14 protein-coding genes are annotated in these 13,661 nt (G+C 55.4%); 6 read left to right on the plus strand and 8 right to left on the minus strand.

Annotated features, from left to right (window positions below; all coding sequences use genetic code 11):
- Positions 1–144: 144 nt before the first annotated feature.
- Entirely contained in the window at positions 145–957 is an 813-nt protein-coding gene (gene xthA / locus EPE01S_RS13845; protein WP_062746115.1) for an exodeoxyribonuclease III, read from the plus strand.
- A 54-nt stretch (positions 958–1,011) separates the two neighbouring features.
- Here xthA and EPE01S_RS13850 read toward each other — a convergent pair whose 3' ends face one another.
- From EPE01S_RS13850 to EPE01S_RS13865, 4 genes are read right to left on the minus strand one after another with little or no spacing between them, the layout of a single operon-like run.
- Entirely contained in the window at positions 1,012–1,329 is a 318-nt protein-coding gene (locus EPE01S_RS13850) for a YnjH family protein (protein ID WP_062746116.1), read from the minus strand.
- Positions 1,329–3,251, minus strand: a complete 1,923-nt coding sequence (locus EPE01S_RS13855; RefSeq protein ID WP_062746119.1) for a DNA topoisomerase III — start codon at positions 3,249–3,251, stop codon at positions 1,329–1,331. Before EPE01S_RS13855 ends, EPE01S_RS13850 begins: the two co-directional genes overlap by 1 nt.
- A gap of 18 nt (positions 3,252–3,269) precedes the next feature.
- On the minus strand, positions 3,270–4,316 hold the full coding sequence (gene selD / locus EPE01S_RS13860) for a selenide, water dikinase SelD (RefSeq protein ID WP_062746121.1): 1,047 nt from the start codon (positions 4,314–4,316) through the stop codon (positions 3,270–3,272).
- Between the two features lie 11 nt (positions 4,317–4,327).
- Entirely contained in the window at positions 4,328–4,879 is a 552-nt protein-coding gene (locus EPE01S_RS13865) for an NAD(P)H nitroreductase (RefSeq protein ID WP_062746123.1), read from the minus strand.
- A gap of 193 nt (positions 4,880–5,072) precedes the next feature.
- Between EPE01S_RS13865 and sppA the strand changes: the two genes are divergently transcribed.
- The 3 genes from sppA to pncA all read left to right on the plus strand — a co-directional run bounded on the left by sppA (position 5,073) and on the right by pncA (position 8,662).
- Positions 5,073–6,929: a signal peptide peptidase SppA gene (sppA, locus tag EPE01S_RS13870; protein ID WP_062746125.1), complete on the plus strand. Its 1,857-nt coding sequence runs from the start codon at positions 5,073–5,075 to the stop codon at positions 6,927–6,929.
- 102 nt (positions 6,930–7,031) lie between these two features.
- Positions 7,032–8,045, plus strand: coding sequence for an asparaginase (ansA, locus tag EPE01S_RS13875; RefSeq protein WP_062746127.1), 1,014 nt, complete (start codon positions 7,032–7,034; stop codon positions 8,043–8,045).
- 2 nt (positions 8,046–8,047) lie between these two features.
- A complete protein-coding gene (gene pncA, locus EPE01S_RS13880) occupies positions 8,048–8,662 on the plus strand; it encodes a bifunctional nicotinamidase/pyrazinamidase (RefSeq protein ID WP_062746129.1) in 615 nt (204 codons plus the stop codon).
- 74 nt (positions 8,663–8,736) lie between these two features.
- On the opposite strand, the gene EPE01S_RS13885 is transcribed toward pncA, so the two are convergent.
- Entirely contained in the window at positions 8,737–9,015 is a 279-nt protein-coding gene (locus EPE01S_RS13885) for a YeaC family protein (RefSeq protein WP_062746132.1), read from the minus strand.
- 8 nt (positions 9,016–9,023) lie between these two features.
- Positions 9,024–9,434 (minus strand): peptide-methionine (R)-S-oxide reductase MsrB, encoded by a 411-nt coding sequence (gene msrB / locus EPE01S_RS13890; RefSeq protein WP_062746134.1) that lies wholly within the window; start codon positions 9,432–9,434, stop codon positions 9,024–9,026.
- A gap of 341 nt (positions 9,435–9,775) precedes the next feature.
- Here msrB and gapA point away from each other — a divergent pair, with 341 nt between their 5' ends.
- Positions 9,776–10,771, plus strand: coding sequence for a glyceraldehyde-3-phosphate dehydrogenase (gene gapA / locus EPE01S_RS13895; protein WP_062746136.1), 996 nt, complete (start codon positions 9,776–9,778; stop codon positions 10,769–10,771).
- Positions 10,772–10,841: 70 nt separating this feature from the next.
- Positions 10,842–11,720 carry a D-hexose-6-phosphate mutarotase gene (locus EPE01S_RS13900; RefSeq protein ID WP_062746403.1) on the plus strand — a complete coding sequence of 293 codons (879 nt, stop codon included), beginning with the start codon at positions 10,842–10,844 and terminating at the stop codon, positions 11,718–11,720.
- Between the two features lie 27 nt (positions 11,721–11,747).
- Here EPE01S_RS13900 and EPE01S_RS13905 read toward each other — a convergent pair whose 3' ends face one another.
- Both EPE01S_RS13905 and EPE01S_RS13910 read right to left on the minus strand, forming a co-directional pair.
- Positions 11,748–12,599: an aldo/keto reductase gene (locus tag EPE01S_RS13905; RefSeq protein ID WP_062746139.1), complete on the minus strand. Its 852-nt coding sequence runs from the start codon at positions 12,597–12,599 to the stop codon at positions 11,748–11,750.
- A gap of 83 nt (positions 12,600–12,682) precedes the next feature.
- Positions 12,683–13,432 carry a MipA/OmpV family protein gene (locus tag EPE01S_RS13910; RefSeq protein ID WP_062746141.1) on the minus strand — a complete coding sequence of 250 codons (750 nt, stop codon included), beginning with the start codon at positions 13,430–13,432 and terminating at the stop codon, positions 12,683–12,685.
- Positions 13,433–13,661: the final 229 nt, after the last annotated feature.

A 13,661-nucleotide genomic window follows, 5' to 3' on the forward strand; every position in this document is an offset into this window, starting at 1 on the left:
CTCGATGGGAAGGATGAGAAGCGTCGCCCCGAAGGTTTATGTCGAGCGCAGTAAGGCCACGCCATGTCTCACAGCAATATTTCTTTCTCTGCCTGAAACCTGCTACCATTCCGCCCTCTTAATTCACGCAAAATGGCCTGCGCTATGAAATTTCTTTCTTTTAATATCAATGGGCTGCGTGCTCGACCTCATCAGCTTGAAGCGATTGTTGAGCAGCATCAGCCGGACGTCATCGGTCTGCAGGAAACAAAAGTACACGACGATATGTTCCCGCTTGAGGACGTGGCTAAACTCGGCTATCACGTGTTTTATCACGGGCAGAAAGGCCACTACGGCGTCGCCCTGATGACGAAAGCAGAGCCTGTCGCCGTCCGCCGTGGCTTTGATGGCGATGATGAAGAGGCCCAGCGCCGGATGATTATGGCAGACATCCAGACCCCATCGGGGATTGTCACCGTGCTCAATGGCTATTTCCCGCAGGGAGAAAGCCGCGACCACCCGACGAAATTCCCGGCGAAAGAGAAATTTTATCGCGATCTGCAAAACTACCTTGAGCAGCAGCAGACTGCCGACAATAAAGTATTGATCATGGGTGATATGAATATCAGCAGCACCGACCTGGATATTGGTATCGGCGAAGACAGCCGTAAGCGCTGGCTGCGTACCGGGAAGTGTTCTTTCCTGCCGGAAGAGCGCGAGTGGATGGATCGCCTGATGAACTGGGGCCTGGTCGATACCTGGCGCGCCCAGAACCCGGACGTCAACGACCGCTTCTCATGGTTTGACTATCGTTCAAAAGGCTTTGATGACAACCGCGGGCTGCGTATTGACCTGGTGCTGGCCAGCCGACCGCTTGCAGAGCGCTGTGTGGCCACCGGGATTGACTATGCGATCCGCAGCATGGAAAAACCCTCTGACCATGCGCCGATCTGGGCAGAATTCAACCTGTCATCCTGACGGGTCAGCGTCGGGACGGGGAGCAACGCCCCCCCCTTCCCGACGCACTCCACGCTATTTTACAATCCGCCAGATAAGATTATTGGTGCCCAGTGACTTTTCGTCGCGCACGCACTGCAGCAGGACACCCTCACTTTTCAATACCGCGCCTTCGGTATAGCTGCGGTTCTCAAAGGTACAGCAGCGCTGACACGCGGGTGCACTGTCACGACCGCCCTGCGTCCAGACTTCTGGCGGCATATCCACCACCACGTCAGCATTACCGCCGCCACCGTATTGACCACTGTCGCCGTGACCGTTACTGATGTAACGCTCTGCCAGCGACGGGGCGCTGATGGCACACAGCAGCAGCATAGCCAGATGCACTTTCATCACTCACTTTCCTTCTCTTTCGCCGCCTTGCGTCGCGGCTTTTTCGCTTTGTTCGTTGCCGGAGCAGGCAGGCCCCGGAATGCGTGCGCAGCCGGCTGCTGCCGCGCCTGGTGGATCAGACTGTGCAGGGTTTCCACCAGCGGGAACATAAAGTCCTGATAGCGGCACTGCTTTTCACTGATTTTGGTCAGGGTAGACTCCCACTGCGCCGTCATATCTGGCCGCGCGGCCATCTCCGGCAGTGAATGAATCAACGCGCGCCCCGCCGGGCTGGAGTGAATATAGCGCCCCTTTTTATACAGGAAGGTGCGTTTAAACAGCAGCTCGATGATCCCGGCACGCGTCGCCTCAGTTCCTAAACCATCGGTCGCACGCAGCACTTTCTTTAGATCTTTATCCTGAACAAAGCGTGCAATCCCCGTCATGGCTGACAGCAGCGTGGCATCAGTGAACGGTCGCGGCGGCTGTGTTTGCTTTTCCACCACTTCCCCCCGCTCGCACAGCAGCTCATCATTTTTCTTTACCACCGGCAGCGGCGTGCCGTCATTCTCTTCATCGCGCTCTTTGCTGCCCAGCAGCGCACGCCATCCGGCTTCGGCAAGAAAGCGTGCCTTTGCGACAAATTTACCGCCAGCAATATCCAGTTCAATAACACATTTGCGGTACACGGCGTCCGGGCAGAACTGCATCAGATACTGCGTGGCGATCAACCGATAAATCTGCTGCTCATTATCGCTCAGATTCACCCGGCTGCTGCGGGCAGTGGGTACAATCGCATGGTGGGCATCGACCTTTTTATCATCCCAGCAGCGGTTCTTCTGGTCACTGTTGAAATCTGCCGGTGGCGCTAAATCCGGCTGATGTACCTTGATTGCATTCAGTACTGCCTGACGTCCGGCAAAGTGCTCATCTGGCAAATAGCGGCTGTCAGAACGCGGATAAGTGATCAGTTTGTGAGTTTCATAAAGTCGCTGGCAGGTGTCCAGCACCGTCTGGGCGCTCAGGCCGAAACGCTTCCCCGCCTCAATCTGTAAAGCCGACAGGGAAAAAGGCAGCGGTGCCGTGTCATTTTCCCGCTTATCGTTATAGCTGGTCACGTGGGCGGGCTGCCCGCCAATGCGCCCCACTACATGGTCAGCAAGAGTACGATGTAGCAGGCGTCCTTCTTCATCCTGATAAGGCTCACAGGCATCACTGGGCTGCCACAACGCCACAAAACGCTCATCCTTCGGGGTGATAATGTGCGCTTTAACTTCAAAAAAATCTTTGGCAACAAAATTTTCGATCTCTTCATCACGACGCACGACCAGCCCGAGCACCGGCGTTTGCACGCGGCCGACCGAGAGCACGCCATCATAACCCGCATTGCGGCCCAGCAGCGTATAGGCACGGGTCATATTAATGCCGTACAGCCAGTCAGCGCGGGATCTGGCCAGGGCAGAGACACAGAGCGGAATAAATTCGCGGTTTTCACGCAGGCGATCGATCGCACGCTCGACGGCCTGCGGGTTAAGATCGTTGATCAGACAGCGCTGCACCTGCGCCCGCTTTTCGGCGGGCAGAGTCAGGTAGTCCAGCACTTCATCGACCAGCAGCTGCCCTTCACGATCCGGGTCACCGGCATGGACCACCACGCTCGCCTGTGCCAGCAACCCTTTGATGACGTTGAGCTGCTTCGCTACGGAAGGCCGCGGCTGTAACTGCCATTTTTCCGGCACAATCGGCAGGTCGGCCAGCGACCAGCGGGCGTAGCGGCTATTATAACTGTCAGGCTGTGCCTGCTCCAGCAGGTGCCCTACGCACCAGGTCACCACCTGGTCCTGGCCACAGGCAATGTAACCGTCGCCCCGACGGTGGGGTTTTGGCAGGACATCCGCAATAGCACGGGCAAGACTGGGTTTCTCGGCAATAAACAAACGCATCCGGGGGTGAATTCCTGCTCAGGGTTTGACTTCAATAACGGCCCTGCCGGCCTGCGCCGTCAGGAGTTCGCCAATAGGTGTTAGCGAAATAGCGTGCGCAGCGGCAATAGCCTCGACCTCTGCCTCTGAACCGGGCAGCACCGCCAGCAACAGGCCGCCGGAGGTTTGCGGGTCACACAGCAGCTGACGTTGAGCGTCGCTCATCGTACCCACCAGATGCCCGTAGCTGGCAAAATTGCGTTCTGTCCCGCCCGGGACGCAACCGAGGGCAATATACTCGTCCACCCCCGACAGGCGTGGAATGGCGCTGAACCAGAGGTCGGCGTGCAGACCCGCGCCCTGGCACATCTCGCTCAGATGCCCCAGCAGTCCGAAGCCGGTCACGTCGGTCATCGCGCTGACGCCCGCAGCCGGGGCAAATGCTGCCCCAACCTGATTGAGCTGGCACATGGTTTCTGTCGCCACCCCGGTATGTTCAGGCCGCAGCAACGCTTTTTTCTCGGCGGTAGTCAGCACGCCGATGCCGAGCGGTTTGGTGAGATACAGGCGGCATCCCGGGCGTGCCTCGCTGTTGCGCTTGACCTGGTCAGTGGCCACGATGCCCGTCACTGCCAGCCCGAAAATCGGTTCCGGGGCGTCAATGGAGTGCCCGCCCGCCAGGCTGATACCCGCCTGCTCGCAGACACTTCGGCCTCCCTCAATCACCCGGCGGGCAATCTCCGGGGCCAGAACGTTGACCGGCCAGCCGAGAATAGCAATGGCCATAATCGGTTTGCCGCCCATCGCCCAGATATCACTGATAGCGTTGGTGGCAGCAATACGGCCAAAGTCGAAAGGATCATCGACGATCGGCATAAAAAAGTCGGTGGTACTGATCACCGCTGTTCCGTTACCGAGGTCGTAAACGGCAGCATCGTCACGGGTCTCGTTCCCCACCAGCAGGTGAGGATCGTGGCGCAGAGGGTGATCGCTGTGCAGAATTGTATCCAGCACCCGGGGGGATATTTTACAACCGCAGCCGGCTCCATGGCTGTACTGCGTCAGACGAAGGGGGGTTTCGTTCATCTTTCCATTACTCAGAAATAGCTGACAAACGGCGCAGTGTCGGACGGCAATACATTTGTCGAAGATTTAAGCTGCGGTGTGCCAAGGTAAAGGAAGCCCACGATGGCGTCCTGTGGGCGGCAGTGGAAGGCCTGACGCACGGCGTCGTTTTCTGTCCATGCCCCTGTTCGCCAGATGCCGTTAAACCCCTGTGCGGCTGCCGCCATCTGCATCGCCATCACGGCACAGCCGGCAGAAACGACCTGTTCCCAACGGGGCACCTTGTGATGTTCTTCGCAGTGCGCCACCACCGTAATGATCATCGGCGCGCGGAACGGTGCCTGCCGGGCTTTCTCGATGGCCTTATCGTCAAGTTGCCCCTCACGGGACACCTTTTCCAGCAGTGCGCTAAAGCGATCGCGCCCTTCCTCTTCGATAATAATAAAGCGCCACGGCTGCAGTGTGCCATGGTCGGGAGCACGCATTCCGGCGCGCAGAATATTTTCCAGTACCTCACCCGCCGGGGCGGGCGCGGCCAGACGGGATGCAGAACGACGGTTAACCAGCAATTCCAGAGCGTCCATTACTTCCTCCTGATAATGATTGGTATCCCGCTGAAACTAGCACAGGATGATGTTTTGTTACAGCATTGCACTTTTTCCTGCTGACAATTACGCCACTGCTAATTAGGATGTGGTCTATTACTGCCCGGTTTAGCGGTTACGTTGTCACCAACACGTGCCGCACCGGGCATTTCATTGCGATTATGGAGAGTGTATGCGCGTCTTGTGGCGAATTATCGCTAATATTTTCAGGTGGACATGGCGGGTGCTGAATTTTGTACGCGAATTTATTCTTAACCTTTTCCTTGTCCTGCTGATACTGGTCGGGGCCGGTGTCTGGTTCCAGTTTAACAGTGCAAACACCCCGGCCGACGTGCAGAAAGGAGCGCTAACCGTTGACCTCAGTGGTGTCGTGGTGGACAAACCCTCCGTCAGTAGCACCATGAGTAAACTGGGCCGCGAGCTTCTGGGCTCCAGCAGCGATCGTCTGAAAGAAAATTCCCTGTTTGACGTGGTCGATGCCATTCGCCAGGCGAAGGGTGATGCGAAAATTACCGGTATGGTGCTGGATTTACGTAATTTTGCCGGTGCTGACCAACCCTCACTGCAATACATTGGCAAGGCGTTACGCGAATTCCGCGACAGCGGTAAACCCATCTATGCGACGGGCGACAGTTACACGCAGGCGCAATATTATCTCGCCAGCTATGCCAGTAAGATCTACCTTTCGCCTCAGGGTACGGTAGACCTGCACGGTTTTGCGACCAACGGTCTTTACTATAAAACGCTGCTGGACAAACTTAAGGTCAGCTCGCACGTGTTCCGCGTTGGCACGTATAAGTCCGCCGTAGAGCCGTTCCTGCGTGACGATATGTCACCGGCAGCGCGTGATGCAGACAGCCGCTGGGTCGGTGAACTGTGGCAGAACTATGTTAATACGCTGGCGGCAAACCGTCAGATCACCGCCGATCAGGTCTTCCCGGGCGCCCAGGGGGTTCTTGATGGTCTGAATAAAGTCGGCGGCGATACAGCGCAGTATGCGAAGGACAGCAAACTGGTGGACGAGCTGGCTTCCCCATCCCTTGTCGATCAGCAACTGGTGAAAACCTTCGGCTGGGACAAGCAGGCAAAAGATTATAACGGCACCAGTATTTATGATTATCCGCTGAAAAATGCCCCCACCACCGATGGCAACATTGCAGTGATCACGGCAAACGGTGCCATTATGGATGGCGAAGAAACACCGGGTAGTGTCGGAAGCGATACCACCGCACTTGAGATCCGTGACGCCCGCCTTGATCCGAAAATCAAAGCCATTATTTTCCGCGTCAACAGCCCGGGTGGCAGCGTGACGGCATCAGAGATGATACGGGAAGAACTTGCCGCAGCGAAAGCCGCTGGTAAGCCGGTGGTCGTCTCTATGGGGGGAATGGCAGCATCAGGCGGCTACTGGGTTTCTACCCCGGCTAACTACATCATTGCCAGCCCGAACACCCTGACCGGATCTATCGGTATCTTTGGCGTGATTAACACCGTGGAAAATTCGCTGGATGCGATTGGCGTCCATACCGATGGCGTGGCCACCTCCCCGCTGGCAGACGTTGCCAGTACCAAGGCACTGCCGCCAGAAGTCCAGCAGCTGATGCAGTTAACCATCGAAAATGGTTACAAAAACTTCATCGGCTTAGTGGCGAAGTCACGCAATAAAACGCCGGAACAGATTGATCAGATCGCTCAGGGACATGTCTGGACCGGCAGTGATGCGAAAGCGAATGGCCTGGTGGATGCACTGGGGGACTTCGACGATGCCGTGGCGAAAGCCAAAGAGCTGGCGAAGCTGAACGAGGTGCAACTTGACTGGTATCAGAGCGAACCGGGGCTGCTGGAAGCGTTGTTCAGCCAGGTGGATGCTTCCGCACATGCGGCGCTGCCAGAGGCGCTGAAAGCGTACCTTCCCGCCCCGATGCTGGACGTCATGAAGGCTATGAAAGCGCAGCCAGGATTGATGGGAGAGTTAAATGACCCGCAGAACCGCTACGCTTTCTGTCTGACCTGCGGTAACGTCAAGTAGATGTGACCCGGTTCACTAATCAGCCCGACGCCATCTGGTCGGGCTGTTTTTCCTCCCGTTTCCCCTTATACTGCGCTTTTTTGGCAAGTCCTGAGTTTACTAATGCAAAAGAAATCCATTTATGTCGCCTATACCGGCGGGACGATCGGTATGCAACGCTCCGAACACGGCTTTGTTCCTGTGTCAGGCCACCTGCAGCGCCAGCTGGCGAACATGCCCGAATTTCACCGACCCGAGATGCCAGATTTCACCATCCATGAGTACCAGCCGCTGATTGACTCATCGGATATGACGCCGCAGGACTGGCAATCGATTGCTGATGATATTCGCCTGAATTATGACCACTACGACGGCTTTGTCATTTTACACGGCACCGACACCATGGCCTTTACCGCCTCAGCGCTGTCGTTCATGCTGGAAAACCTGGCCAAGCCGGTCATCGTCACCGGCTCTCAGATCCCGCTGGAGCAGTTGCGCTCCGACGGTCAGCAAAATCTGCTGAACGCCCTTTTCGTTGCGGCGAACTATCCGATCAATGAAGTCACGTTATTCTTCAACAATACCCTGTATCGCGGTAACCGCACCACCAAGGCTCATGCCGATGGTTTCAACGCCTTTGCTTCCCCTAACCTTGCCCCCCTGCTGGAAGCAGGTATCCATATTCGTCGCCTGAATACGCCGCCGGCCCCGGCAGGCCAGGGGGAGTTGATCGTTCATCCGATCACACCGCAGCCGATTGGTGTGGTGACGATTTACCCGGGCATTTCGGCTGAGGTGGTGCGTAATTTTCTGCAACAACCGGTTAAGGCCCTGATCCTGCGCTCTTATGGCGTGGGCAATGCGCCACAGAATAAGGAGTTCCTGCGGGAGCTGAAAGAGGCATCCGATCGCGGCATTGTCGTCGTCAATCTTACCCAGTGCATGTCGGGTAAGGTCAATATGGGCGGCTATGCCACGGGGAACGCACTGGCACATGCCGGGGTGGTGAGCGGGGCTGACCTGACTGTAGAGGCAACGCTGACCAAACTGCACTTTCTGCTCAGTCAGGATCTCTCCAGCGATGACATTCGCCGGTTGATGATGCAGAATCTGCGCGGCGAACTGACCCAGGACTGATCATGCGTGACCGCCAGGCACTGTTATTAATCGATTTACAAAATGATTTTTGCCCCGGCGGTGCACTGGCGGTCAGCGAGGGTGATCAAACGATTGCTCTCGCTAATAGGCTGGCTGCAACCTTCCACCAGCGCGGGCAGCCGGTCATTGCCACGCTCGACTGGCACCCCGCAGAACACGGCAGTTTTGCCAGCAATGCCGGTACACAGCCGGGAACGTGGGGCGAGCTGAACGGCCTGCCTCAGGTGTGGTGGCCGGACCACTGCGTGCAGCTCAGCCCGGGGGCTGAACTGCACCCCGGGCTCGATCGTTCACTGTTGACACTCCAGGTGCGCAAAGGCGAGGATCCGGATATCGACAGCTACAGCGCCTTTTACGATAACGGCCAGCGTCAGCAGACGCTGCTGCACGGATGGCTTCAGGCGCGGGGGATCACCGCCCTGACTGTCATGGGTCTGGCCACTGACTACTGCGTAAAATTCAGCGTCCTGGACGCTCTGACGCTTGGCTATCAGGTTGAGGTGATCAGCGCAGGCTGTCGCGGGGTCAATCTTCGGGAAAATGACAGTGAGCGGGCGCTGGCAGACATGGCGATGGCCGGGGCCGGGATCGTCTAGGACGTGACTAAACCGGCACGCAATAACGTGCGTCCCGGTGAAATAATAGCGCCGTTTATTCCTGCAGGAATAATTTATTGCAGTTTAATGCGCGTCACGGCATCGTCGGGGATGCCAAACTCTTCTTTCAGCTGTTTTTTACTTTTCGTCACTATCTCTCCCCCCCTGGCGATGGTCATATGTTGCGGATTGTCGTTGTGACGTGCCTGCCAGAGTAACACCAGTTGCAGGCTGTTCTCTTTCTGTTCCGGCGTCAGCGCCACACCATCGCCCCACTTGCCCGTTTCCACGGCCGTCACCAGTCGCTGGTACACTTCCGGCGTCATGCTGGCGATCATCTCTTCCAGTTCCATCGTGACTCCTAACCCTGAGTGCTGTGGCCGTCGTCGTCGGTGAAACTCAACGAGGCGGAATTGACGCAGAAGCGCTCACCGGTCGGCTGGGGACCGTCCGGAAAGACGTGGCCAAGGTGCGAATCGCAGCTTCCGCAACGAATTTCAATACGTTGCATACCGTGGGTGTTATCTTCCACGTAGCGGATTGCCTCATCGTTATAAGGCTGATAAAAGCTCGGCCAGCCACAGCCTGAGTCATATTTCGTTTTGGAAAGGAACAACGGCGCCTGACACACCAGGCAGTGATAGATGCCTTCGTTTTTGTTGTGCAGCAGTTTTCCCGAGTATGGTGGTTCTGTGCCGCGCTGCTGGGTGACATAGCGCTGCATCTCGGTTAACTCATTTTCGGGTGAGAAAGGTGTATTATCTTTAGCCATGCTAGACTCTCTGGCAGTGTTATTCTGAAAATATCGGTTAGTATTCTAACAAATACTTAACAAGATCAGGTGATTTTTTCTCATCGTCAGCACATCGTGATCCAGTCCACTCTGATTTTGTGACGCAGATCACCCTTTAAGGTGCTGACCCCTTTATATTCAGGCAACATGCCCCAAGATCAATGTTGTTCGTGCGTCAAGAATAAGGTTTTGTGTTGAATAATTCCTGTTCGACAGTTTGATTTGTCGCAACAATTGACACGATTCCGCTTGACGCCTGGTATGGTTTTTGTAATTTTACAGCCAACCTTTTATTCACTATCAACAAGCTGGTGGAATATATGACTATCAAAGTAGGTATCAACGGTTTTGGCCGTATCGGTCGCATCGTTTTCCGTGCTGCTCAGGAACGTTCTGATGTAGAAATCGTTGCAATCAACGATCTGCTGGACGCAGAGTACATGGCTTACATGCTGAAATACGACTCAACTCACGGCCGTTTCAATGGCACCGTGGAAGTCAAAGACGGCCATCTGGTTGTTAACGGCAAAACCATCCGTGTTACCGCTGAGCGCGACCCGGCTAACCTGAAGTGGGATGCAGTAGGCGTGGATGTGGTTGCAGAAGCGACCGGTATCTTCCTGACCGACGAAACTGCACGTAAACACATCGAAGCGGGCGCGAAGAAAGTTGTTCTGACCGGTCCATCTAAAGATGACACCCCAATGTTCGTTATGGGTGTAAACCACAAGTCTTACGCTGGCCAGGATATCGTTTCAAATGCTTCCTGTACCACCAACTGCCTGGCACCGCTGGCAAAAGTGATCAACGACAACTTCGGTATCGTTGAAGCACTGATGACCACTGTACACGCAACAACTGCGACTCAGAAAACCGTTGATGGCCCGTCTCACAAAGACTGGCGCGGCGGCCGCGGCGCATCTCAGAACATCATCCCTTCTTCTACCGGTGCAGCTAAAGCGGTAGGTAAAGTGATCCCTGAACTGAACGGTAAACTGACCGGTATGGCGTTCCGCGTTCCTACCCCTAACGTTTCCGTTGTTGACCTGACTGCACGTCTGGCTAAACCTGCTTCTTACAAAGAAATTTGTGCTGCAATTAAAGCCGCTGCTGAAGGCGAAATGAAAGGCGTTCTGGGTTACACCGAAGACGAAGTGGTTTCTACCGATTTCAACGGTGAAACACTGACTTCAATCTTCGATGCTAAAGCCGGTATTGCCCTGAGCGACACCTTCGTTAAACTGGTTTCCTGGTACGATAACGAAACTGGCTACTCCAACAAGGTCCTGGACCTGGTTGCTCACATCGCTAAATAAGCGACGTGAAATGATGATGAGGGCGACGATGTCGCCCTTTTTTTATGGTTAAATTTCAGAAGGCTGAATGATGAACGAAAAAATTTTTTCACTGCCGGTGATTAACCAGATTACTCCTTATCTCTCCCAGCGACAGATGGGCGACCTGCCCGTGGTGGTGGTGGCACATCCTAAAGTGCGTGCCGCGGTGACGCTACAGGGCGCGCAACTTATTGCCTGGCAGCCTGCCGGTGAAAAACCCGTCATCTGGTTAAGCGATAAAACGGCGTGGACACCGGGCAAGGCGATTCGCGGCGGCGTGCCGATCTGCTGGCCATGGTTCGGTCCCGCCGGTGAACCGGCACACGGCTTTGCCCGCACGCTCCCGTGGAACTTAACGGCGCATGATGAAAATGAGAGCAGCGTGATGCTGACCTTTGAATTAAAGAGCAGCGAACAAAGCAGGAAACTGTGGCCGCACGACTTTACGCTTCTTGCCCGCTTCCGCCTGGGTGACCGCTGTGAAATTGAGCTTGAAGCCCACGGAGACTTTGAAGCCACCGCCGCCCTGCACAGCTATTTTGCCGTGGCAGATATAGACGGCGTGGAAGTCAGCGGCCTGGGGCAGAGTTATATCGACAAGGTGAATAACGGCGTTACCGGCACCTCTGCGGACGGTAAGCAGACCTACCCTCAGCGCATCGACCGTATCTATACTCAACCTTCAGACTGCAGCGTGATTGAGGATAAGACCGGGCAGCGGGTCATTGAAGTACATCATCACTATCAAAGTGACGTTGTCACATGGAACCCCGGAGCTGAACTCTCCTGTAGCATGGGAGACATGGCGAATGAGGGCTTTAAAACGATGGTCTGCGTTGAAACGGCACATGTCAGCAAACCCATGATCAGCGCGGGTGAGCAACCCGCCCGCCTGGCCACCACCTTCCGCGTGCGTAACAGGCGTTGAGCATTATCGCTGCCCGGTCATGGTGCTTCAGACAACGTCCAGTGGCAGCTTTGAAGTGGGGGGTGGAAAAGCCTGATTCATCAGCGCCAGCTCCTCACTGCTGAGTGAGACGTCCAGCGCAGCGGCATTGTCGTCCACGTGCGCGACAGTGCCTGCTTTCGGGATAGCCATCACCCCTTCTTTACGGATCACCCATGCCAGCAGCAGACGGACGACGCTGATGCCCTTCTGCCGGGCCATGTCGAGAAGCAGGGGATGGTTCATCAGTTCACTGCGCAGTCGTCCCGCCTGCGCCAGTGGGCAGTAAGCCATCACCGGCATTGCCAGTTGCTGGCACTCTGGCAGCAAATCATACTCAATCCCCCGCGAGCCAAGATGGTAAAGCACCTGATTGGTCGCACAGCGCCCGCCCCCGTCCTCGGCCAGTAACTCCTGCAGATCGTCCGTATCAAAATTCGACACGCCCCAGCGACGGATCTTACCCTGCTGCTGCAGGGCTATCATGGCGCGTATTGTCTCTTCCAGGGGAATGTTACCGCGCCAGTGCAGCAGATAAAGATCGAGATAGTCGGTATTTAAGCGTGTCAGACTGCGTTCACAGGCTTCAACCGCATCAACCACACTGGCATTCCACGGATAGACTTTTGACACCACAAACGCGCGATCGCGACGCCCTTCAAGGGCCTTCCCCACCACCCGTTCGGCCCCGCCATCAGCGTACATTTCCGCCGTGTCAATCAGCGTCAGCCCGCGTTCAAGGCCGGCCTGCAGCGCGGCCACTTCCTGACCTTGCTGACCCGCGTCTTCTCCCATAAACCAGGTGCCCTGGCCTATCGCAGGCAAAACGGTACCATCGGCAAAAGTAATTTTCCGGTTCATTCGACTCTCCGTGCACGGTTTTAGCGCAGTTCATCTGACAAAAAGGGCGCAGAGCGCCCTTTTTTGGTGCAGAGCGATCAACCTCAGAAGGTATAGCTTACGCCGGTCCACAACAGCATTTGTGAACTGGTATCGACCATCGGGCTGTCTTTGATCTCATCACCCAGGCGGCTGTAACGGCCAGCCAGCGTGGCATTCCAGTGTTCACTGATGTTCCAGCCGGCGGTCAGCTCAACGTACGGGCTCCAGCTGCTGTCCGGATCGTAGCGATCCAGACCGCTGCGTCGTGATTCCGCAGACGAGATACCGTAATAATAGTTGTTCTGATTGGCGCTGCTCCACAATGCGCCAATCCCTGGTGTCAGGCTGAACTGGCCGAACTCGAAGCGATAAAGGTAGGTCAGATCCCAGATAATGCCGTTGCTGTTATCGAGCATATCCCCCACCAGCGTGGTGCGGACAATACCCCAGTCAGCGCTGTGACGGTAAGCCACACCGCCCATCAGAGTCATATGACGCTTACTCAATGACTTCATGTCACCGTCATCGGCGTCATCAGGATCGTAATTTTGCGGTGAGCCCAGCACGGTCAGAGAAAGCTGATCCTGCTGGTCTTTCCACAGATAGTAACCCGCCTGAAGACTGCGAATATAGAAGCTGTCCCCTTCGTAGTTAATGATCGGTACAGGGTAGTAACGATCCTGCCCACTTTTATAGGGGCTCTGGCTATAAAGAAGTGATGCGCCCAGCGTCAGCGGGTTAGCTTGTGCGAGGGGTGCAGCAAAACAGACAGGTATCAGAACAGTTAGCGCTGTAAGTTTGAATTGGTTCACAATTTATTCATTCCATTAATATAACAATCAACTAAACATTTTAAACAGTATGGGCGAAATGAGTCATAAATTCACATCATTCGTAGCACATATAATCAATTACCGACGCCATGCCTGACGTCTGGAGTTGTTGTTATTTTTTTATAAAGCCCTGTCAGGCCGCATCACACAAGGCATTTGTTTTGCTGATTTATGACTTTGTTATTGAAATTTCATCGAAAATGGCTGG

The sequence above is a fragment of the Erwinia persicina NBRC 102418 genome (assembly GCF_001571305.1).
Taxonomy (GTDB): domain Bacteria; phylum Pseudomonadota; class Gammaproteobacteria; order Enterobacterales; family Enterobacteriaceae; genus Erwinia; species Erwinia persicina.